The organism is Nostoc sp. C057 (assembly GCF_013393925.1).
GTDB classification, from domain to species: domain Bacteria; phylum Cyanobacteriota; class Cyanobacteriia; order Cyanobacteriales; family Nostocaceae; genus Nostoc; species Nostoc muscorum_A.
On sequence record NZ_CP040281.1, the window covers coordinates 1,669,068 to 1,690,809 of the forward strand.

18 protein-coding genes are annotated in these 21,742 nt (G+C 40.1%); 9 read left to right on the forward strand and 9 right to left on the reverse strand.

Annotated elements, in window-relative coordinates; genetic code table 11:
* Positions 1-15: 15 nt before the first annotated feature.
* Complete coding sequence (locus FD724_RS07685) at positions 16-636, reverse strand: hypothetical protein (RefSeq protein WP_179072186.1); 621 nt, start codon at positions 634-636, stop codon at positions 16-18.
* 428 nt (positions 637-1,064) lie between these two features.
* Between FD724_RS07685 and FD724_RS07690 the strand changes: the two genes are divergently transcribed.
* The 7 genes from FD724_RS07690 to FD724_RS07720 all read left to right on the forward strand — a co-directional run bounded on the left by FD724_RS07690 (position 1,065) and on the right by FD724_RS07720 (position 9,737).
* Positions 1,065-2,033 carry a homogentisate phytyltransferase gene (locus tag FD724_RS07690; RefSeq protein WP_179072187.1) on the forward strand — a complete coding sequence of 323 codons (969 nt, stop codon included), beginning with the start codon at positions 1,065-1,067 and terminating at the stop codon, positions 2,031-2,033.
* A gap of 3 nt (positions 2,034-2,036) precedes the next feature.
* On the forward strand, positions 2,037-2,510 hold the full coding sequence (locus tag FD724_RS07695) for a M48 family metallopeptidase (protein ID WP_179072188.1): 474 nt from the start codon (positions 2,037-2,039) through the stop codon (positions 2,508-2,510).
* Positions 2,511-2,912: 402 nt separating this feature from the next.
* Positions 2,913-5,054: a hybrid sensor histidine kinase/response regulator gene (locus tag FD724_RS07700; RefSeq protein ID WP_256874480.1), complete on the forward strand. Its 2,142-nt coding sequence runs from the start codon at positions 2,913-2,915 to the stop codon at positions 5,052-5,054.
* Between the two features lie 181 nt (positions 5,055-5,235).
* On the forward strand, positions 5,236-6,465 hold the full coding sequence (locus tag FD724_RS07705; RefSeq protein WP_179072189.1) for a tetratricopeptide repeat protein: 1,230 nt from the start codon (positions 5,236-5,238) through the stop codon (positions 6,463-6,465).
* A 90-nt stretch (positions 6,466-6,555) separates the two neighbouring features.
* Positions 6,556-8,145 carry a uroporphyrinogen-III C-methyltransferase gene (cobA, locus tag FD724_RS07710; protein ID WP_179072190.1) on the forward strand — a complete coding sequence of 530 codons (1,590 nt, stop codon included), beginning with the start codon at positions 6,556-6,558 and terminating at the stop codon, positions 8,143-8,145.
* 34 nt (positions 8,146-8,179) lie between these two features.
* A complete protein-coding gene (gene coaE / locus FD724_RS07715; RefSeq protein WP_179072191.1) occupies positions 8,180-8,776 on the forward strand; it encodes a dephospho-CoA kinase in 597 nt (198 codons plus the stop codon).
* 634 nt (positions 8,777-9,410) lie between these two features.
* Positions 9,411-9,737 carry a hypothetical protein gene (locus tag FD724_RS07720; protein WP_114085793.1) on the forward strand — a complete coding sequence of 109 codons (327 nt, stop codon included), beginning with the start codon at positions 9,411-9,413 and terminating at the stop codon, positions 9,735-9,737.
* 81 nt (positions 9,738-9,818) lie between these two features.
* Here the strand turns inward: FD724_RS07720 and FD724_RS07725 are convergent, their stop codons facing one another.
* From FD724_RS07725 to FD724_RS07740, 4 genes are all read right to left on the reverse strand, one after another.
* Positions 9,819-11,222 carry a hypothetical protein gene (locus tag FD724_RS07725; RefSeq protein ID WP_179072192.1) on the reverse strand — a complete coding sequence of 468 codons (1,404 nt, stop codon included), beginning with the start codon at positions 11,220-11,222 and terminating at the stop codon, positions 9,819-9,821.
* Positions 11,223-11,619: 397 nt separating this feature from the next.
* Entirely contained in the window at positions 11,620-12,975 is a 1,356-nt protein-coding gene (locus FD724_RS07730; protein ID WP_179072193.1) for a Rieske 2Fe-2S domain-containing protein, read from the reverse strand.
* Positions 12,976-13,090: 115 nt separating this feature from the next.
* Positions 13,091-13,687 carry an NTP transferase domain-containing protein gene (locus FD724_RS07735; protein ID WP_179072194.1) on the reverse strand — a complete coding sequence of 199 codons (597 nt, stop codon included), beginning with the start codon at positions 13,685-13,687 and terminating at the stop codon, positions 13,091-13,093.
* Positions 13,688-14,153: 466 nt separating this feature from the next.
* A complete protein-coding gene (locus tag FD724_RS07740) occupies positions 14,154-14,603 on the reverse strand; it encodes a beta-lactamase hydrolase domain-containing protein (RefSeq protein WP_179072195.1) in 450 nt (149 codons plus the stop codon).
* A 166-nt stretch (positions 14,604-14,769) separates the two neighbouring features.
* Between FD724_RS07740 and FD724_RS07745 the strand changes: the two genes are divergently transcribed.
* Positions 14,770-15,471, forward strand: a complete 702-nt coding sequence (locus FD724_RS07745; protein ID WP_179072196.1) for a hypothetical protein — start codon at positions 14,770-14,772, stop codon at positions 15,469-15,471.
* Here FD724_RS07745 and FD724_RS07750 read toward each other — a convergent pair.
* Positions 15,468-16,037 carry an IS630 family transposase gene (locus FD724_RS07750; RefSeq protein WP_179075439.1) on the reverse strand — a complete coding sequence of 190 codons (570 nt, stop codon included), beginning with the start codon at positions 16,035-16,037 and terminating at the stop codon, positions 15,468-15,470. The genes FD724_RS07745 and FD724_RS07750 overlap by 4 nt on opposite strands.
* The gene (locus FD724_RS07755) at positions 16,019-16,528 is read right to left on the reverse strand and encodes a helix-turn-helix domain-containing protein (RefSeq protein ID WP_179071244.1); all 510 of its coding nucleotides are present in this window, start codon (positions 16,526-16,528) and stop codon (positions 16,019-16,021) included. The genes FD724_RS07750 and FD724_RS07755 overlap by 19 nt, the downstream gene beginning before the upstream one ends.
* 265 nt (positions 16,529-16,793) lie before the next feature.
* Between FD724_RS07755 and FD724_RS07760 the strand changes: the two genes are divergently transcribed.
* Complete coding sequence (locus FD724_RS07760; protein ID WP_179072197.1) at positions 16,794-17,903, forward strand: LLM class flavin-dependent oxidoreductase; 1,110 nt, start codon at positions 16,794-16,796, stop codon at positions 17,901-17,903.
* Here the strand turns inward: FD724_RS07760 and FD724_RS07765 are convergent.
* Positions 17,875-19,263 carry an amidase gene (locus tag FD724_RS07765; RefSeq protein ID WP_179072198.1) on the reverse strand — a complete coding sequence of 463 codons (1,389 nt, stop codon included), beginning with the start codon at positions 19,261-19,263 and terminating at the stop codon, positions 17,875-17,877. The genes FD724_RS07760 and FD724_RS07765 overlap by 29 nt on opposite strands.
* Positions 19,264-19,365: 102 nt before the next feature.
* The gene (locus FD724_RS07770) at positions 19,366-21,720 is read right to left on the reverse strand and encodes an arylsulfatase (RefSeq protein WP_179072199.1); all 2,355 of its coding nucleotides are present in this window, start codon (positions 21,718-21,720) and stop codon (positions 19,366-19,368) included.
* Between the last annotated feature and the right edge of the window lie 22 nt (positions 21,721-21,742).

The window sequence follows — 21,742 nt, forward strand, 5'->3', positions numbered from 1 at the left end:
TGAAATGAAGTGTTTTTAAGTTTCTCGAATCCAAAATGCCAATCCTCCTCCACGGCCGCGAGCTGCAATGAAATCTTCTGTCACTAAAAAAAAGGCAAAGAAGGGTAATTGAGCTATGGGCTGGTTGTAGAAATCTTCTGTTTGAACTTTACCAGAACGAATTGGTCTGTTATAAACAACACGACCAAACAGACTGATAAGCATCTGGTTAAAGTCAAACGCCAATAAATTTTTCTTACCTGTATATTTCACTGGCCCCGTGAGCTTCAATAAAAGTTGCCCCAATTCAACCTGATTACAAATTTCGCCTCTATCTGAATCCTGTTCTAAAGTCGCATCAAAGGAAACATGGATTTTTATAAACTTAGGTACATACAAACCCTTGCCTAATACAATTCCTCCATGTTCTCTGGCTTTCTTAGTGCCAGTGGCAAAGCAAAGTTGCCATTTACCTAGAAGAGACTCAAAGGGGTAAGTTAAGCGTTCCTGCTTGGCAGATTTTTCTGCTTGTAGCAACGCATTTACTAATATTTCAGTATTAGGGCGTATATTTTTCTGTTGTCGATATGCAGCCGCAGCCTGTGATAGCACGGTAACAAAGTCAAATTTGGCTACAGGTGTCAAATTAGCTGTCATAATTTAACTATTTCTTTGCTTTTTTGATAAATTGTAACCTTATGAAGAGTAGAGAGTACAGAATCGAGAAGGGGTATTTTTATAATCGATTGTTAGATTTTTCGCGATTGAGAGTCTTCCATAGGGTAGGTTAATTATTAGTCTCCTAGGTGTAACTGGTTTTTGAGTAGGGTTACGGCCAAATGTGCCTACCGCTACCTCCCCTACGAAAGCTCTTGTTAATGACCAAATTCTGTGACAATGGTTAACAATCTGACAATTCATGCAATATGGAAAAGTTAATGCGGAACCTAACGCCCCAACTTTTGTAGGGAATGGCGAAAATTCAAATTCTCTCAAGAGGAGGAGAGAGGAATGAAAGTGAGGTTTTCCAAATTTTGTGAAAAGTCAGAGTTAACAATAAGCCGGAATCTGAATCTAAGGTACTCATGAGCCAGAGTTCTCAAAACAGCCCTTTGCCACGCAAACCTGTTCAATCATATTTCCAGTGGTTATACGCTTTCTGGAAATTCTCTCGCCCTCACACGATTATTGGTACAAGTCTGAGTGTGTTGAGTTTGTATTTAATTGCTATTGCCATTAGTAATCCTACTAATTCCCTATTCCCTACTCCCTATTCCCTACTCCCTCTCTTCGGCGCATGGATAGCTTGTCTATGTGGCAATGTTTACATTGTAGGGTTGAATCAATTAGAAGATGTTGATATTGACAAGATTAATAAACCTCATTTACCGTTGGCATCAGGTGAGTTTTCTCAACAGACGGGACAATTAATTGTCGCGTCTACTGGGATTTTGGCGCTAGTTGTGGCGTGGCTAACTGGGCCATTCTTATTTGGTATGGTAGCAATTAGTTTGGCCATTGGTACTGCTTACTCTTTACCGCCAATTCGTTTAAAACAGTTTCCCTTTTGGGCGGCGCTGTGTATTTTTTCGGTACGCGGCACGATTGTTAATTTAGGATTGTATCTGCATTATAGTTGGGCACTTAAACAAAGCCAAACAATTCCGCCTGTGGTGTGGGTGCTGACATTGTTTATTTTGGTGTTTACCTTGGCGATCGCAATCTTTAAAGATATCCCAGATATAGAAGGCGATCGCCTCTACAATATTACTACTTTCACGATTAAACTAGGACCCCAAGCTGTGTTTAATATAGCTCTTTGGGTGATAACAGTCTGTTATCTAGGGATGATTCTGGTTGGGGTGCTACACGTGGCCTCAATTAACCCCATCTTTCTGGTAATTGCCCATTTCGGGCTGTTAGTTTGGATGTGGTGGCGGAGTTTGGCGGTAGACTTACAAGATAAAAGTGCGATCGCTCAATTCTACCAATTTATCTGGAAACTCTTTTTTATGGAATATCTGATTTTTCCTATCGCCTGCTTTTTGGCTTAGACAATGCTAGAAACCTTTCCTACCAGTTCTATTATCGCTGCGATCGCAGTTATTTTGAGTTTGTCGATCTTAGGCTATTTCGCTTGGAAAACTTTGATTACTTCAGACTTGTTTCAAAAAGGAATCAATCTTGCTCAAGCAAAAGATTACCAAGGTGCAGAAGCAGCCTTTCGCAAAGTGATTTCCCTCAACTCTACTAATGATGTAGTGCGCTTGTTTTTGGGAGATGTTTTAAACCAGCAAGGCCAAGTAGAGGAAGCAACAGAATTATTCCGGGAAGTGATTCGCCGCAGTCCAAAAAATCCCGATGCTTACTTGCGTCTGGCCAATATTCTTATGCAGCAAGAGCGAGAAGAAGAAGCTAAAACTAACCTGCTACAAGCTAAAGATTTATTGCAAAAACAACGCCAACCCGAAAAAGCTAACAAAATCACTCAAGTGTTAGATAAAATGAGTATTAAGTCAAGTCAATCTTAAGTTGAGTGAGAATTGCAGAAATTCATTTTTCCTGTTGCGTCTCCTAATTTTTTTACCATTCCCATCATTATTATGGTGAGAATGGTTTTATTTTGGAATTATCAGTGTTTACTGTAATTATGTCCACAACTTTCGTAAGTTTGATTGATGCAAAAACCCTTTGCAACTCTCTTATCTTTGCACTCTTCTCTACGAGACGCTACGCGAATGTGTCCTACCCTGCGGGTACTCCTTCGGAGAACTCGTAGAGTAGCCGCTCCGCGTCTATGCGGTTCGTTTACTCATTCTCTTATTCCTATCTTCACGCAAGATAAAAGTAAATTTCAAACGACGTGCAAAAAACTTGTGCTAATTAAAGGCATTTAGTAGTAGATTTTATAGATTAAAAATAATCCAGTATTTATGCCAGACATCATATCAGAATTGTGGGCTATTTTTTTTACATCAGGATCGTTTATTCCACATGGACATTGTTATCTATGGCAAACTAATTTAGTTTGGTTACATATATTATCTGACGCGTTCATTGCACTAGCTTATTACTCGATTCCAGCTACCCTATTTTACTTTGTCCGTAAACGGCAAGATTTACCCTTTGATTGGATATTTTTGCTATTTAGTGGATTTATTGTGGCTTGCGGGACTACTCATTTAATAGAGATTTGGACACTTTGGCATCCCACTTATTGGGTATCAGGGTTTGTCAAAGCATTAACTGCCATGATATCTGTAATTACGGCAGTACAACTTGTGTCTTTAGTTCCGCAAGCATTAGCACTTCCTAGCCCTGCTCAAATAGAACAAGCAAATCAAGAACTTCAAACACAAATAGCCGAACGCTTACGGGTAGAAAAGGAACTACGAAAATACCAGAATCATCTCGAAGAAATGGTTGCTATTCGCACCAATGAAATTACCAAAGCCAACGAGCAATTACAACAAGAAATCCTTGAACGCCAACGAATTTTAGAAGTTCTCCGACAAAGTGAAGAGCGTTATCGTTATCTAGCTGAGGCAATTCCTCAACTTGTATGGACAACCAAGCCTAACGGCGAATGTGATTTTTTTAATCAAAATTGGTGCGAATATACTGGGCTAACATTAGAGCAGTCCTTGGGTTCTGGTTGGTTAGCTGCATTGCATCCAGATGATATCCAAAATGCAGATAAAGTATGGTCTAATGCCGTAAAAAATGGCACCATATATAACAATGAATATCGCTTTAAACGAGCTTTTGATGGTTCCTATCGTTGGCAGCTAGCGCGAGCTTTACCGCTTAAAGATGAGCAAGGTATTGTAGTTAAGTGGTTTGGGACATGTACAGATATCCACGAACAAAAACAAATACTTGAAGAACGGGCGCACTTGCTGGAATTAGAACAAATAGCACGAGCTAAAGCAGAAACAGCCAATCGAATTAAAGATGAATTTCTAGCTGTCCTATCTCACGAACTACGCACTCCACTAAACGCAATTCTCGGTTGGTCAAAATTATTGCAAAGTCGTAGGTTAGACCAAGCAAAGACATCGCACGCACTAGCCACAATTGAGCGGAATGCCACTTTACAAGTTCAACTCATCGAAGACTTGCTGGATATCTCTAGAATTTTACAAGGCAAACTGACGCTAGATATTACGAAAATTAACCTGGAGTCTACGATATTGTCCGCACTAGAAACAATGCGTTTAGCGGCAGAAACAAAGTTGATTCAGGTAAGTACAGTATTTGAACCGGATGTGGGAGAAGTTATGGGCGACTCGACTCGTTTGCAGCAGGTCGTCTGGAATCTCCTTTCTAACGCTCTCAAATTTACACCCAAGGGAGGAAAAATAGAAGTGCGATTAGAGCAAGCCGATGGTTATGCTCAAATTATAGTTAGCGATACAGGTAAGGGAATCAGTCCTGAGTTTTTGCCATTCGTCTTTGATTACTTCCGCCAAGCAGATAGCACGTCTACGAGAAATTTTGGTGGATTAGGATTGGGGTTGGCAATTGTGCGTAATATCGTCGAAATACATGGCGGTATTGTCAAAGCGAAGAGTGAAGGTGAGGATAAAGGGTCAATATTTACTGTTAGTTTGCCGCTTCTGCCAGATGAAAGCCGAAGCCTAACGGATAAACAAAACTCTGCTGTATTATTAACTTCTAACTTCTTAGCGCTCAATGGCATCCGCATTTTAGTTGTAGATGATGATACTGATTCACGAGATTTTATTGCTTTTGTACTAGAGCAAGATGGGGCTTTTGTGATTGCGGTATCTTCCGCTTATGAAGCATTACAAACCCTAGCAGAGATAAAGCCAGATGTGTTGGTTAGCGATATTGGTATGCCTGAGATGGATGGCTATATGTTAATACATCAAGTGAGAACTTTGATACCAGAACAAGGTGGACAAATTCCAGCAATTGCCTTGACTGCTTTTGCTAGAAACGATGACCAGCAAGAAGCGCTAAAAGCTGGGTTTCAAATGCATTTATCCAAGCCTGTTAACCCAGAAGAATTAATTGCAGCCATTACTCGAATTGTCGAAACAAAAGTGTAAACAATTACTTAGTAAACAACTTTTTACTCGTAATAAAGCCTCATATTTTGTATGTAAATGGGCAATTGGATGAGAATCCACTTGTATCAAGTTAGGCTAATAACTTATAATTCCTGCTATAAGTACGCCAAAGCTATACAAGTCAATTTTATATATAAACCAAGCAAGTAAGGTAATAAAAATGCTGAAAAATAAGAATGTACTGGTAGCAGCTATTATCTGCTTGTGTTTGAGTAATGGCAATACTGCTTTTGGTAAAGATGTTGGCGTTGTTTTATCAAAAATTCCAGACTCAAATAGAGCAGCACTTCCTGGCAACAAAAACGCAGTTGCTAACTTTGAGCAAGGAACCAATCTATACAAACGAGGAGATTTCAAAGGAGCAGAGGCGGCTTTTCGAAAAGCGATTGAACTTGAACCCAATTTTGTACAAGCTTATATTGCTTTGGCAAATACTCTCGACGATCAAGGCAAACCCCAAGAAGCGATCGCACATTACAAAAAAGCCATCAGCCTCGATCCTCATGACTCTGGGGCCTACTTTAATTTGGGTTTGACTTTAGCAAGGCTAAATCAGTTAGAACCTGCGATCGCGCAATACAAAAAAGCCCTCAGCCTTGAACCCAACTATGCAGACGCTCACTATAACTTAGGAAATGCTCTCTACACTCAAGGTAAGCTAACCGAAGCAGTCACCGAATATACAGCAGCTATTCGCCTCAAACCCAGTTATGCCCCAACTTACACGCGTCTGGGAAATGCTCTGTACGATCAAGGTGAGCTAGCAGAAGCAGTGACTCAGTACAAAAAATCCATTAGCTTTGATCCCAACTATGCAGACGCTCACTATTACTTAGGCAATGCTTTGTATGCTCAAGGAAAGTCAGCTGAAGCGATCGCCGAATATACAACAGCCATTCGCCTCTCTCCAAAAAATCCCGCAGGTTATAATGCCTTGGGAAATACTCTCTACGCTCAAGGCAAACTAGAAGAAGCGATCGCCCAATATAAACAAGCCCTCAGCCTTGAACCCAACTATGCAGACGCTCACTATAATTTAGCAAGCGCTTTTTACGCTCAAGGCAAGCTAACTGAAGCAATCGCCGACTATACCGAAGCGATTCGCATCGATCCGAAACACGCACAAGCTTACACAGGTTTGGCAAATGCGATGGACGATCAAGGTAAACCCCAAGAAGCGATCGCACATTACAAAAAAGCCATTAGCCTCGTACCCAACGATGCATTCACTTACTATAATTTGGGCATCACTTTAGGAAGAGAACAACAGCTAGAAGAAGCGATTGTTAATCTCAAAAAAGCTAGAGAGTTATTCCAAGCTGAAGAAAACAAGGAAATGGTTGAGCAAGTCGATCAGCTAATCCAAAAAATTAATATCCGAACGAATTGAATTTAGGGAATTGGGAATGGGGAATGGGGCATTGGGAAGTAATAACAAATGACAAATAACAAATGACAAATGACAAATGACAAATGACAAATGACTAAGATTAAAGAAAAGGGCAAAGTCTACCTCGTAGGTGCTGGGCCTGGAGATGTGGCATACCTGACGGTAAAAGCTTACAATCTCTTAGCTAATGCTCAGGTTTTAGTCTACGATGCCCTGGTAGATGCTCAATTATTGCAGTGTGTACCACCTGATTGCTTGAAGTTGGATGTTGGGAAACGCGGTGGTAAACCTAGTACAACCCAAACTGAGATTAACAAGTTACTAGTAAAACATTGCCAGCAAGGAAAACAAGTTGTAAGGCTCAAATCAGGCGATCCGTTGATTTTTGGGCGTTGCACTTCTGAAATTGAAGCATTGAAAGCATCTGGTTGTGATTTTGAACTGATACCAGGAATTTCTTCTGCCCTTGCAGCACCCTTGTTTGCAGGAATTCCCCTTACAGATCCGGTGTTGAGTCGTTGTTTTGCAGTGCTTACAGCTCATGAACCAGAGGTTTTAGACTGGGAGGCACTCTCACGCTTAGAGACACTGGTAATTTTGATGGGAGGGCAACATCTGTCAGAGATTGTACACCAATTGGTGCAACACGGGCGATCGCACTTAACACCCATTGCAATCATCCGTTGGGCAGGAACTCCTCGTCAAAAAATTTGGACAGCGCAACTGGGCAATATTTTGGAACAAACCACCGGATTATCACTTTCCCCGGCGGTAATTGTTGTTGGCGAAGTTGTTGGGCTACATAAGTACTTACAACCTGAGAAAATAGATTGTCAGGATTCGACTACAGCCCAAACTCCAATGTTAAACAACCTCTCCGCTTCTTCCCAACCCCTCACAGGTAAAACAATCTTGGTGACACGTTCAGTTGGGCAGTCGAGTACATTTAGCGATCGCCTCATCACATTAGGTGCAACAGTCATCGAAATGCCTACCTTAGAAATCGGCCCACCCTCAAGTTGGGAAGCTTTGGATGATGCGATCGCTCATTTATCTCAGTTCGACTGGTTAATTCTCACTTCTAGCAATGGCATAGATTACTTTTTTGAAAGGTTAATTGCCCAAGGTAAAGATACCCGTGCTTTAGCAGGTGTAAAAATTGCCGTCGTTGGCGAGAAAACAGCCAATAGTCTCAAACAATACTCTCTCCAAGCAGATTTTATTCCCCCCAACTTTGTTGCCGATTCTTTAATAGAAAATTTTCCAGAGGAACTGAATGGTAAAAAAGTTTTATTTCCCAGAGTTGAAAGCGGCGGAAGAGAAGTTTTGGTTAAGGAATTAACTCTCAAGGGAGCAAAAGTAATTGAAGTTGCTGCATATCAATCTTGTTGTCCTAGTGATATTCCACCTGCGGCAGAGTTAGCTATCCAAAACCGTAAGGTAAATGTAATTACTTTTGCCAGTTCTAAAACTGTGCAATTTTTCTATCAGCTTACTGACAAGATATTGTCCCAAAACTCTAATGTTAGTCAACTCTTAGAGAGCGTTTGTATTGCCTCTATCGGCCCTCAAACCTCTAAAACTTGTCATGCTTTATTCGGACGTGTAGATGTAGAAGCCCAAGAATATACTTTAGATGGTTTAACCCAAGCATTGGTAACATGGGCCATTAATTCTTAATCTTAAATGACAAATGACAAATGACAAATGACAAATGACAAAACGTATAATCGGCTTAACCGGAGGTATTGCCACAGGCAAAACCACTGTCACCAATTATTTAGCTAGCGCTTATAACCTGCCGATTCTGGATGCAGATATTTATGCAAGAGAGGCAGTATCTTTAGGTTCGCCTATTCTTGGTGCGATCGCCGGGCGTTACGGCGAACAAATTTTATTGCCAGATGGCAGCCTCAACCGCCAAAAGCTAGGCGAAATTATCTTTAATTGTCAAGATGAACGCAACTGGATAGACAATTTGATTCATCCTGATGTGCGCGATCGCTTCCTCAAAGCAATTGACCAATCTTCCTTACAAACACTGGTGTTAGTAGTGCCTCTATTATTTGAAGCGGGAATGACTGATTTGGTTACAGAAATTTGGGTAGTGTGTTGTTCTCAAGAGCAACAACTAGAAAGATTGATACAACGAAACCATTTAAATAGAGAACAGGCGCAAGCCAGGATCAACAGCCAGTTATCTATCGAAGAAAAAGTGGCTCGTGCAGATATAGTTTTAGATAACTCTTCTACCCTCGAAAGACTACTGAAGCAGATAGATGTCGCTCTAAAAACTACAAGTAGGGACTAGAAGCTATCTATATTAAAAAATATACATAGATTGCATTCTCAAGACATAAAATCTTTATCATTTTAGATGATCTAGTCCAGCAAAAAATCTTATATTTGACAAGCTTTATGTAACAATTCGGTGATTTTACAGTTGAATCTGCGATTGATGGTAATGTAAATTTAAATGATTGTTGATAAAAAGATATCTTAAATAAAATTAAAGACTAATAATTAAGAATTAAGAAAAATTAATTTTAAATTATTGATCTTATTTTAAAATTATTTTGTGAGTCTTTTTTCGACGAATTGCTTGTAATTTAGTTTTGCTAGCTATAGGGTACAGGCACTTAATTGGACATTGGGTGATAAATTCCTTTACTAGCTAAGCTGTTACGCATTTAAGTTGCACATCAACTGGTGAGGTTGTCCTTTGTTAATTTTCCTTTGTCCTTGGTAAACACAAGTGACTAATGACTAATGACGGTCTACACGGAAAATATTGCAGTATGTAGGCGCGTTAGCTTATCAATGCGGTTGATTCCTAACTAGAGTGTCCACCTGTTCGATTCTGGATTGGTGATTTAAAAATGATTGAGATTCACCTAGAGTCCAAAACTCTTCGTTATAGATTTCTTCTTTGGGAGAACTCATTTATGTCTTTGATCAGGACAGGTATGAACTTAAGTTTTAGTTTTTTAAGCAAGTTAGCTTTAGTGAGCTTTCCAGGAATTGAATTAAAGAATAAAAATAAAATACACGATTATAGCCAACTATCCTGGGGAAGTGACTACGTATTTGAGCGCCTCAACCAAGGAATGATCGGATATCTGACTGGAGTAGGGAAAGGCGTTAAACCCTGCGATCGCATTATTTTACGAGAAGGTTGTGAATCTTATCAATATCAAGTAGAAGAAGTTGATTATTATTCCGATCCATCTGATATGTGGATAGCTTTGCTTAAGCAAGTACCGATTGACTAAATATTAAAGTCAACCAGTTACTTCAATTCTATCTGTCAAGATTTTCCCTATCTTACTAGACGAATAAGAGAAAGGATATATCTATTTTAAATCGATCAAAAAATGAGCTATTAAAGTATTCCTTTCGTAGGATAGCAAGTAAAGATGCAAAAGATTTGGGTTATCTTTATCAAGGTGCATCACTGAACCATCAACAGCTAAATGGTGATGATCTATCCATCGCTCCTGCGAATCTAGTAAAAAACTGAAGTATGGGCTGACATCTGGATGATTTTTCGTTAATTCATCGTAGCTTTGATAAAAAGGAGGTATGCCAATTCCCATAGGCATATATAAACCTTTAGGATACTCTTCTATAGGCAATTGAGGAAGCTTTTTAAGATTAATGCCACTGATGAGTAATCTATTTTGTTCACTAGTCTTAATATCTGTGAATACTAACTCAATTTCTTGTAAATTTTGTTCAATGCCAATCGGTTTAATGTTCCTTAAAATAGTTTTGTCAAATTTGCCTATTCTCCAGTATTGATTTCCCCAAGGCTTATTTTGATCGTAAAATCCTGGTGGTCGAAAACTGGCAAATTTAATTTCATTTTTAGTGTCGTAAAAGTCTCTCCATGTTGTAATATTTTTCGCTAGTGTAGTTCTAACTTTTCTACTCTGCTCTCCCGACACAATTATCTTTTCATCAAGAGGGAATTGAGTAGCAACTTCTTTTTGATCGATTACCTTTCTCAGAAGATTACTCTTGACTATTGTGCTACTTGGATCTTGCCAGTGTTCTAATTTCCACCAATGCTTCCAATAAGAAATATTATTAATTTTTTCAAAAATATTTTTGTAATGTCCCATCGGGAAGGTAAACCAACTTTGATAATAAAGGGATTTATTACCATCCTCTTTAGTGAAAAGTAAAATTTCCCAAAATCCTGCATTTAAACAATTATTAGCCAAAGCGACTTCTACCAGATTTTGCTTTTCAAAACCGTCTCCGCCGCTAATTTCTATATTTGGTGAGTTAGCAGGAAAACTAACCTGTTGTCTGTTCCACTCCCGGTCGGTAAAAGCGATTATTTCTAAACCTTGATCTTTTTTAACCCATTCTGGTGCTTTAGGGACTAATAGCTCTAAATCAACATTTTTTATAATGATTTGCGCCGTTTTGTTGTCTGTTGGCTCAATCACAAAATCGAAATGTGTATCATCTCTCTTAATAATTGTTAATTTTCGCTGAGAATATCTTTGAAAATTTTTACCCAAGGGTGCGGGATTGACTGGATAATCGACATTAGATAATTCTTGCAGATTTACACTCATCTTATTATCAAATTTATATCTGGATTTAAACCAGAAGCCAGCCAATCCGAGCAAACCAAGACATAGAATAAGGGTGCTAAATAAAATCTGTTTATTCGTGACTCTAAAATTAAGCTTGCCAAATCGTAAAATGCCTGCATTCTTTTCCTTTGCAGAAGTGTTTTTCATGGGATAGATTAATTGTTATGAGAATGGTACTTTACAGCATACCGTTATGTGAAACTGATTTTTAATTCCCATTATCAAAGGTCACATTAATAAACAATTATCTGAAATTAAGGGGTTTAATATCCATTTACTGCTGACTTTTCACGGGTTCTGGAAAACCTCTCTCTAAATCTCTTTCTTTCTAGGCTACGGTATACACATAAGTCTTTTAAAGTTGTCCTACAACCTTTTGATCCACTCCACCCAGTCCTGCGATAAATTGGTGGCAAAAACCTCTCAAAGTCCCCCAATTTATCGGAGGATTTAGGAGGAATTACAACATTTTGGTTTTGTAAAGAGATGTGTATACGCCTTGCCTAGAAGAAGAGAGACTTTGAATTTCCTCCCAGTCAGGATTTTAGTGACGAGTGTAGGAACGCTCAAAGTGAGTTTTGAGTGTCTGAGCCATAGCGGATATTATAATTGCTGTTATAGAAACCGATATTGCTGCTATTCTGATTCTAGAATCATCTGCAAGTATCCCTACAGCAGCTAAAGCGATCGCTACACCGATACAACTTTGTCTGACTTTATTTGTCACTTGATAAGCTTGATTGCAGGAATGACAAATAATTGTATGTTGCGAAAATCGGTCTAATGTTATCAACTTCTCATCGGACTCGCTATTACCGACATTTTTTGAGGTGGAATAACCTTGATAAAAGGGTAAAGATGATCCAAATTTATCTAGCCACTTGCGATACTCAACCACCAAAGTATCAGATGTCTTTAGAGGTAAATACACTTCTTTGAGATTTTTTTTCAAACGCTCAATTTGTGCTTTTTGTTCAACAACTAATTGCAAATCACCTTCCAAGATTTTGTTTCTTATCAAAATGTGATCTAACCAGGGAGGTATCAGCTTGGTTTTTTGGGGAAAAGAGTTACTATAATTTCTGATGAGAATCCGACATCTATTCTTACCTAGTGGAATTGAATACAAGGCTGTGCCCCCAAATTTCCCTTGCTGTCCATTACTAAATTTGTAGAGAATCAAATTAGGAGCAATGAAATCTAATGAAATCCAAGGCAGATTGGGTTTCCGTGTTCGTCGCCACCTTCCCTTAATTCCCTGAATATTGCTTTCAATGACTTCTATTTCCAACGCTTGGGCATCTTCTCGACTTCCCATGATGCCATCATGACTGATTGGAACATGAGCCGGGTCAATAATATTTTCAATAAAATAGCTTTGGTCGTAAGGTAGGTCACGTACATAGTCTAGGTTGAAGCATTCCGGGTTGTTCCAATCTGGTAGTGATGGAATTAGCTCATCAATAGCTGTTTCAGCTTCACCTGCCCACATCCAAATGATACCTTGACGTTCCAAGACCTTAAAGGATGGGACGCAAGCATTTACCGGAATTTTTGCATCGCTTGGTAACTGGGGAATGTGTAGACATTGACCATTATTGCCAAACTGCCAACCGTGGTACGAACATTCTATTTTGCCGTCAATAATTTGTCCATCAGAAAGTCTAGCTGCACGGTGAGAACAACGATCTGTTAAACAGACAAGCTGTCCATTTTGGTCTTTGAACAAAACGAAGGGTTCTTCATATAGCGAAAAAGTATAAGGACGATTTGTAGGCAAATTTTGCAGAAAACAGACAGGATACCAAGATTGTCTCCAGTTAAATTCCTGCTGATTCTCAGGTGTTTCAAAGGTAGAATTTGATGATGTCGCCTGTAGTATCTCTGTTTCTAATGTCATCGTTTTCTCCAGGTTTATGCCATTCTAACTTTTATAGAAAACTCCTATTTAATTTTTAAACATAAAATTACACATAATGCCTAATTTTTACCCAACAAACGATAATTCTGACTTCTTAATTATTCTTCAACAAAAGCTGCTCATAATCATCTGGAGTATCTAAGTCGAATACACCTTCTGGGAAAGGAATGGCTAAAGCTTCTTGAAAATATTTTTTAATTATATGCTTTGCACCATCTGTACCACTTAGTGTAGTTAGTTTTGCAAATAAAGTGCGGTTAAATAATGCAGGAACACCTAGAGTATCTGCATATTGTGACGCAACGATTGGATTAAGAGTAGTTTCGTGAACTTCAACAAGTTGATTGATGAGTTGAGGTGAAATAAAAGGTTGATCGCATACCATCAAAACAACAGCTTTTGCTTCTTTACTGATTATATTCAGAGCTTCTATGCCAACACGAATAGAGGTACTTATTCCCTCACTTAAAAGTGGATTTTCTACAATATGTACTTGTTCTGAGTTAATCTCTGGTTTGATACGTTCAGCGTATGACCCTAATACAACGATAATTGGGTGGCAAACTGAAGCGTTCGCCACTTGAACTACATGCCTAATCAAACTCTGTTCACCGTAACGTAGAAGTTGTTTTGGCGTTCCCATACGAGTGGATGCACCAGCAGCAAGAATAATTAGACCAACATCAGACATTTGATTTCCTCTCCATGAATTGAGCTAAGTCTTGACCTCAGCATTCCACCAGCGGATTTGCCAGCACTGCTTGAATTTCTGCTACGATTGACAGTGCGATCGCTTCTGTTGAATCTGCATATCTCAATGCTGATACAGAAGAGGAATAAGCTTTTGTCCATAAGCATTGCAGTGATTTGTGCTATTAAGTAGTGAATAGTTTAGGCGATCGCTATCTCTTGCAGAGATTGTCCAAATATTTCTTGTAGGTAGAAAAAGCTTACTCGTTTATGAAACACTCTTTTTGATCTGAATAAGCTAACACGATAAATTATCAAATAGAAGTTTAGTCAAAGTTTGGGATTAAGGAAGCAAGCTTCTCTCACCAGAGTTAAAACAGTATTAACCTTTCTGGCAAATTTCTGAAATATTACCCAAATGAAATATCACGATCGCCCCAGTGTGACTGGTATTTTATTGCAAGTCCCTAACTTTGCTCTGCTTGCTTGGCAATATACTTCTCAAGCAAGAATTGCTTAAGGTGCGGTTGTTCTAAGTTTAAACCAAGCTCTTGCGCTTTTTGACTAATTTCTTCATAGGTCAGACCTTCGCTAATAGCATTGGAAATCAAGGCAATACCACCAGCCCTTGCTCCAGCCGCGCAGTGAATTAAAATTGGTTTGGGTAAATTTTCAATCTCCTGGATTGCTGCGTCTGTTAGCTCTTGATTTGCTTCTGAAGGCTTTAAAGGGATATTGGCATATTGCAATCCAGCAGCTTGGGCTTGCTGCTGTTCATCACTGAGAAAACTTGGTTCATCGGGAGAACGCAGGTTTAGCACCGACTTAAATCCCTCTTGGGCTGCCTGTTTTAAATCTTCAGGAGTTGGTTGTCCAGCAGCGCTCAAGTCTTCACTAACTTTTTTAGTGTTGCTCATAAAATACACTACTTAGATAGGCTTAATGTAGTATATTAGCAATTTCGTTCAAAAATCTAGGGTTTTCCTTAATTCAAGATTCTGTAATAGTTGGCTCAGATCATTTGCCTATATGAGATAATTTCCTATTAATGATTTTATTCCACACAAAGGAAATTAGCTCAGTATGCGTATGCAGCAAAAAGCATCATATTTTAACATAGAGCTACCAATTCATCTGTGTGCTAAAACAATTGCTCGACGTTTAATGACCGCAGTTATTTGCCTCACCTTAGCAGGCGCTCTAAGTGCCTACTTCTGGTTCACGGAGTTTTCCTTCCCAGCTAGCAAATGGTTTTACGAACTATTTAGCTTAGATGAAGAATTGAATATTCCTGCCTGGTATTCTGCATTTTCTCTATTATTTTGTTCGGGATTACTTAAAGCAATTACCGCTATTAATTCGGAAGATCGCTATTTATCTGGCTGGAAAACCTTATATTTTATATTTATATATTTGAGTTTGGATGAAGCATTTAGTTTTCACGAGCTTTTAATAATTCCGTCAGTGCGGGAATCGCTTAATCTCAATCCTATATTTTTCCAAACCTGGGTGATACCTGGTGCTATTTTAGTGGGAATTTTTGCATTTAAATATCTAAAATTTTGGCTTCATCTCCCTTACAAAACTAGGTATTTATTTCTAATTGCCGCTGTTGTTTATGTGAGTGGAACTTTAGGTATGGAAATGGTGGGTGGATTTTTGAGAGAAGATTTTGGGCGACGCAGCCTAATAACGTTAATTGGTATAGTTGTTGAAGAATTTTTAGAAATGACTGGAATTGTGATTTTTACTTATGCGCTGCTAGCTTACCTTATACCAATTTAATATGAAGCTGCATAGAATAAAGCTTCCAGGATAAAGTTGTAAGAAGAGACAGAAATTACCTGCTCAAAAGTAAGTTGGTCGAATATTTCTTGGATGCGCTCGCGTAAAGCTTGTAAAGAAGAAAAAAGTTGATTTTTGAGTGGTTTTTTGAGGAGTTGCCAAAGTCTTTCAATGGGATTGAGTTCAGGGGCTGAAGGTGGTTGAAACAAAGGAATAATATTTTCTGGCCAACGGAGTTTTGAACTTGTATGAGCCGGTGCTTGGTCAATCTGTAAAATTGCATAATCCGAGCCTAATTGCACAGATAGCCAGTCCAAAAACTGTTGAAAACACTCGCCATCTAGTTTTGGATATTCATAAAGAAAGTGGTCTCCAGTTAATGGTTCAATTGCACCATAAATCCAAAAGTTTTCCCTCAGCCATATCACCTTAACAGTGGGCTTGACTCCAAAAGCTGTAATCACTTTTCCTGTAAGAGTTTTGAGTCCAACCCTAGTTTCATCCTGGCACAGGTAGCGAACACACTTGCCGGGTGCTAAATGTTCTTCTAGACAATTGAGTATGATACCGAGTTTTTTTTAAACTCAGATACCAACTTTTCGTCCTGCTTATGGCTTTGAGGGCGAGGCACTTTTAGTTTTGCCCCCAATCGATATCGAACCCACGCATAAACCGTTGCATACTCTATATCTTGTCCATGTTCTTCTTTTAACCACTCAACTATTGCACCATAGCTACTAAAGCCTTTTCCTGTTTTTAACTCCTCCTCAAGTGCTGCGATCGCAGCATCATCGATTTTCCGTTTTGCTCCTGGTGCTTTTTTGATTTCTAATAAGCCTGATATCCCATCAGTTTTGTACTTCTGCAACCATCTCGTGACCGTTGAAGTATCTCTTGCCAAGCGTTTTCCAATATCTTGCTGCTCTTTAACCTGCCCGCTTTTTATCCACCACAGCATAATAAGCTTTTCTTTCTGGGTTCCTAAATTCGCTGTTTGTAAACGTTTTTTAAGTTCTTCTTCGCTCTCTGCGATTTCAATCTTAAAAGGGCGGCTCATGGTTCTTTTAATTTATCGAGTTTGTTTCCTCTATTATATGCAGCTTCATATTAAATTGGTATTAGCAGTTTGAGAGAAAGCCTTCAAATTAAAATTTATATATCTGAAAATTAATTTAAACAATTCGTAATTCGTAATAACGCTCTCTACAATACATTATGATCTTTAGATAGCAACACCTATTCCGAGCATTAACCCACATTGTTAACTGTTGCATGGTTCAAAATCTAGTGCATAATTGAATCGAAATTTAAAATTTGCATAAATGTTTGCAAAACAGAAACTGGAATTTAATTGGTGCGCTCCGGTATCTGGTGATGGATTCTATTTAGGTTTGCCCGTTTGGGAACGTCCTCCCAGTCTTGAGTATACAGTTGAGATTTTTAAAACAGCAGAACGATTTGGGTTCCGGCAGGTTCTAATTGGTATGGGTTTCAACCACCACATTATGGAGGCTTGGACTTTAGCAACAGCAGTTTTAGCCCTTACCCTTAATGCTGGAGCGATAGTAGCTGTGCGTCCAGGGTTTTATTCGGCTCCAGTATTGGCAAAGATGGCTCTTACCTTAGATCATATTAGTAAAGGTCGCCTTTCCCTTAACATTGTCACAGGTGGACGACCAACAGAACAGGCAATGTATGGTGATTATTTAGATCATGATAGCCGCTATCGCCGCACTCGTGAATTTATGCAAATTTGTCGGCAGTTATGGTCAACAACTAATCCCTTTGACTATGAAGGAGAATTTTATCAGCTCCATCAAACTCGGTTAGAAACATTACCTCTGCAACCGTCTGGTCCGTTATTTTATTTCGGTGGTGCAAGCGAGATGGCTCAACAAGTGGGTGCAGAATTTGCAGATGTTTATCTAATGTGGGGAGAAGCACGGCAACAACTAGCTGACCGAATCAACCAGATGCAGCAATTAGTTAGCAATTGCGGACGAAGAAAAGCGGTACGTTATGGATTAAGAATTAATATTATTGCTCGAACAACTGAAATTGAAGCTAGAGAAACAGCAAAAGAAATGCTGGCAAAAGTTTCTCCACAAATATTAGCTAAAGCACGAGTTACTGAATTTCCCAATACCAAGCGGGAAAGTGTCGGTCAAAGTCGACAATGGGAATTACGGGGAAATGCTGATGAAGATTGGTATGTTGAACCACTGCTTTGGGCTGGTATTTCTGTGGTGCGAAGTGGTGCGGGAATGGCTATTGTTGGTAGTTATCAGCAAGTGGCAGAGCGTCTTTTACAATACATAGACTTGGGAATCACAGTTTTTATTTTGTCTGGTTATCCCCATTTAGAAGAGTGCGAAAATGTGGGACGAAATGTTTTACCGTTAGTTAGAGAAGGCTATCTTCAGAGAAAGTAGTAGCAACTTGCAAGGCAAAAGCAACTCTTAAAATCAAAGCTTCGGTATAGGAATTACCAACAAGTTGCAATCCTATAGGTAAACCCTGAGTGCTTCGTCCACAAGGCAGCGATATTGCAGGTAAACCCAGAAAACTGAAAGGTAACATAAATCGCTGATTTAATCGATAGATTTTAGCATCTGCGTCAATAAGAGGTGCAACCATTGGTGTTGTGGGTGTTAGCAAAATATCCACTTCCTGAAACAGTTTTTGCCGTTGCAGAAAACATTCTTCCTGTTTCTGCTTTGCTTTTTTGTAACTGTGATAAGAAATGTTTACTCCTTTAGATAAATCGCTTTGTACTTTAGCTCCAAATATATTTGAGTTTGTAGTATAAGCTGCTTGCAAAGCTTGATGGAATTCATAAAGAGCAATAGTGGAATAAGTCACCTCATCAAATTCCTCTATTAAAAATGGAGAATTTATAGTGATAATTTCCGCTCCAAGTTTTTTAAAGATGGATATGGCATTATAAATTGCCTTAGCAATTTCTGGTTCAATTCCCCGAAATGTATAGTTATTAACTATGCCCAATTTTAAGCCGTTGATATTGGTTGTTAGAGGATACAGTTGTTTGAAATTTGTGGAGAGCGGGAAGAGTACAGCATCAAGTAAAATGGCAATATCTTCTACACAATTTGTCAAAAAACCAACTGTATCAAAACTACGAGCGCGGGGAAAAATACCTTCATTGCTAAGTAATCCGTAAGTTGGGCGTAGTCCTACCACTCCTGACCAACTGGCGGGAACTCGAATTGAACCACCAGTATCAGTACCAATTCCAGCTAAACAAAGGCGTGCAGCAATAGCGGTTGCACTTCCGCTAGAAGAACCTCCTGATGAGTGGTTGTGGTTCCAGAAGTTGCAAGTATTTCCATAAAAAAGATTGTTTCCAGAAAGGTCAGCCGCAAATTCGCTTAAATTTGTCTTACCTAAAATTACCGCACCTGCTGCCTTTAGCTTTTGGACAATTACACTATCAGATAATGGTATGCGATCGCGCAAGCCCTGACTTGTCAGTTCGCAAAAAAGTTGTGAGCCAACTGTAGTTTTTACTCCTGCTGTATCAATATTGTCTTTGATAACAACAGGAATCCCGTGTATTAATCCGCGCTCTTGACCGTTGCTTCGCTCAAAATCTATTTTAGTAGCAGTTCCTAGGGCTTGTTTATCCAGAACGGTAATAAAGGCACTGAGTGTAGGATTTAACTTTTGGATACCTTCGAGATAATGCTTGACTAACGTTTTTGAAGTTAGCAAGCCACTTTGCATCTGCTGACTTGTTTGTGCGATCGTTTTAGGGATAGAATCTGCTTCCATATTGGAAAAAGCGATGAGAGTGGAATGGCACTAAGAAAAGCCTAAACACTTGTGGTTTAAGCAGTTTGTATCTGTTGTGCCTCAAGGAGACAAATGGTACATCTACTGTCGTGCCATAATGGTACGCATCTCGGCTTCTGTGTCTTGAGTCAAATCTCCACTAACATCTACGATCGCACGATAAATCTTGCCCGTAAACTTGAAGGGTGGTTCATAATCAGGTGTTACAGGCGCACCAGGGGCTATGCCACAGGTTACGCCACTGGTCAGACCTAGTGCTAAGGGAGTAGTTACAGGGACATCAGCTTGTCCGACTAATTTCCCATCGATATAAAGTTGTGCGTGACCCGGCGATCCTTTCCCCTTCGCTAAATCTGGCTGACCCGTCACTTCAAACTCAAAACGCAACTGATGGCGACCCTCCGGGACTGACTCTACAGACTCGACATGATAGAGCGATCGCGCTACATAGTTATGAACCCAGTGCAGTTTGCCATCTTTGACATAGAAAGAGTAGCCACTATCATTACCCCCGTGAGCAAGTAATACTCCTTCTGCGCCACCGGTGGGAATTTCGACATCAGCCGTAATACTATGGGGACGATTTAACACTCTAACGGCACTATTGGCTGGAATCGCCTGAGTATCGGGATAGTAAATATAGCGGGTAAGATTGACAGCAATCTGAGGACGTTCTTCTGCCAATCGTTGCGTGCCACGTCCATCCACGGGCAACACATTATATTTACCCGCCTCTACATACCAAGTAGCAATCATCTCAATTAGCTTAGGGCGGTTGTCAGCAGCAATGTCGTGATTTTCCGCAAAATCCTTAGCGACATGATACAGTTCCCAATGATGGGTATCCAAGTCTGTAAGGGTTTGGGCTGAGATTGGCGCACCAAAAAACTGCCCTGCTTCTGTAAATGATGGCCCAGGCCAAGGACAAACCGCCCGCCAGCCATCATAGTAAAGAGAGCGATGTCCCATCATCTCGAAATACTGGGTAAGATGCTTAGTGAGTGCGTCAGTATTATTCAAAGTATGGGCGAAGCTTACACCTTCAAGGGGGGATTGAGTAACACCCTTGATAGTTGTGGGTGGTTCAATTTCTAGTAGGTCAAGCACCGTCGGCACAAGGTCAATGGCATGGGCATATTGAGTTCGGATTTCGCCTTTTGCCTCAATGCCTTTAGTCCAATGGACAATTAAGGGATCGCTGATTCCACCCCGATAGGTTTCCCGTTTCCAACGACGAAAAGGCGTATTACCTGCCCAAGTCCAGCCCCACGCATAATGGTTGAAGGTTTCTGGACTGCCTAGCTTGTCGAGTGCCTTGAGATTTTCCTCTAGGGATTCTGGCACATTGTTAAAAAAGAGGTTCTCATTAACCGAACCAGTGGGCCCACCTTCCGAACTTGCCCCATTGTCCGAGATGACCATAATTACGGTATTGTCGAACTCCCCGATAGATTTGAGGAAGTCGAGTAAGCGACCAATGTGGTAGTCAGTATGGGTTAAAAAGCCAGCAAAGACTTCCATCATACGGGCATAAAGCCGTTTTTCTGCTGCTGAGAGAGTATCCCAGTGAGAGACATCGGGATCATGGCGGGAGAGTTCGGCATCGGCGGGGACAATACCCATTTCCTGCTGACGGGCAAAAACCTTTTCCCTGTAAGCTTCCCAACCATCATCAAACTGTCCGGCGTAGGCATCAGCCCATTCTTTCGGCACATGATGAGGGGCGTGCATCGCCCCAGGACAGAAATACATGAAGAAGGGCTTATCGGGGGCAATCTGCTTGGCATCAGCGATGAAGCTAATTGCTTTATCTGCTAAGTCTTCAGTTAAATGGTAGCCTTGTGCAGGGGTCTTTTCTGGCTTGACGGTGTGGTTATCATAAACCAATTCGGGATAATACTGGTGGGTTTCTCCTCCCAGAAAGCCATAAAAACGTTCAAAACCGCGACCGAGAGGCCAGCGATCGTAGGGGCCGGCGGCAGAAAGCTGGTCTGAGGGTGTTAAATGCCACTTCCCGATCGCATAGGTGTTATAACCCTTCTGTAGTAATATCTCCGAGAGAAACCCATTTTCAAAGGGAATATTCCCATTACCACCGGGATAACCCGTAGAAGCTTCTGTAATGCAGGACATGGCGTTGGAATGGTGATTGCGGCCAGTCAGCAGACAAGAACGGGTGGGTGAACACAACGCTGTCGTGTGTAAATTGTTGTAGCGCAAGCCATTGGCGGCTAATGTGTCTAGGTTGGGTGTTTTGATCGGACTTCCGTAACTCCCAAATTGCCCAAAGCCTGTATCGTCGAAGACGATAAATAGCACGTTTGGTGTGCCTTCTTTGGCTCGCAAAGGTTCTGGCCAAGCAGGACTGGATTTATCAACTGTCCGTCCTATGACACCGGGGAAAGTGTTTCCGGGTTTGTATTCACGCAGAGACATAAACCAAAACTCCTTATCTAGG

Bases quoted from the DNA above. Each gene is read 5' to 3' on its own strand.
- FD724_RS07685 (WP_179072186.1), bottom strand. From the start codon at position 636: ATGACAGCTAATTTGACACCTGTAGCCAAATTTGACTTTGTTACCGTG.
- FD724_RS07690 (WP_179072187.1), top strand. From the start codon at position 1,065: ATGAGCCAGAGTTCTCAAAACAGCCCTTTGCCACGCAAACCTGTTCAA.
- FD724_RS07695 (WP_179072188.1), top strand. From the start codon at position 2,037: ATGCTAGAAACCTTTCCTACCAGTTCTATTATCGCTGCGATCGCAGTT.
- FD724_RS07700 (WP_256874480.1), top strand. From the start codon at position 2,913: ATGCCAGACATCATATCAGAATTGTGGGCTATTTTTTTTACATCAGGA.
- FD724_RS07705 (WP_179072189.1), top strand. From the start codon at position 5,236: ATGCTGAAAAATAAGAATGTACTGGTAGCAGCTATTATCTGCTTGTGT.
- cobA (WP_179072190.1), top strand. From the start codon at position 6,556: ATGACTAAGATTAAAGAAAAGGGCAAAGTCTACCTCGTAGGTGCTGGG.
- coaE (WP_179072191.1), top strand. From the start codon at position 8,180: ATGACAAAACGTATAATCGGCTTAACCGGAGGTATTGCCACAGGCAAA.
- FD724_RS07720 (WP_114085793.1), top strand. From the start codon at position 9,411: ATGTCTTTGATCAGGACAGGTATGAACTTAAGTTTTAGTTTTTTAAGC.
- FD724_RS07725 (WP_179072192.1), bottom strand. From the start codon at position 11,222: ATGAAAAACACTTCTGCAAAGGAAAAGAATGCAGGCATTTTACGATTT.
- FD724_RS07730 (WP_179072193.1), bottom strand. From the start codon at position 12,975: ATGACATTAGAAACAGAGATACTACAGGCGACATCATCAAATTCTACC.
- FD724_RS07735 (WP_179072194.1), bottom strand. From the start codon at position 13,687: ATGTCTGATGTTGGTCTAATTATTCTTGCTGCTGGTGCATCCACTCGT.
- FD724_RS07740 (WP_179072195.1), bottom strand. From the start codon at position 14,603: ATGAGCAACACTAAAAAAGTTAGTGAAGACTTGAGCGCTGCTGGACAA.
- FD724_RS07745 (WP_179072196.1), top strand. From the start codon at position 14,770: ATGCGTATGCAGCAAAAAGCATCATATTTTAACATAGAGCTACCAATT.
- FD724_RS07755 (WP_179071244.1), bottom strand. From the start codon at position 16,528: ATGAGCCGCCCTTTTAAGATTGAAATCGCAGAGAGCGAAGAAGAACTT.
- FD724_RS07760 (WP_179072197.1), top strand. From the start codon at position 16,794: ATGTTTGCAAAACAGAAACTGGAATTTAATTGGTGCGCTCCGGTATCT.
- FD724_RS07765 (WP_179072198.1), bottom strand. From the start codon at position 19,263: ATGGAAGCAGATTCTATCCCTAAAACGATCGCACAAACAAGTCAGCAG.
- FD724_RS07770 (WP_179072199.1), bottom strand. From the start codon at position 21,720: ATGTCTCTGCGTGAATACAAACCCGGAAACACTTTCCCCGGTGTCATA.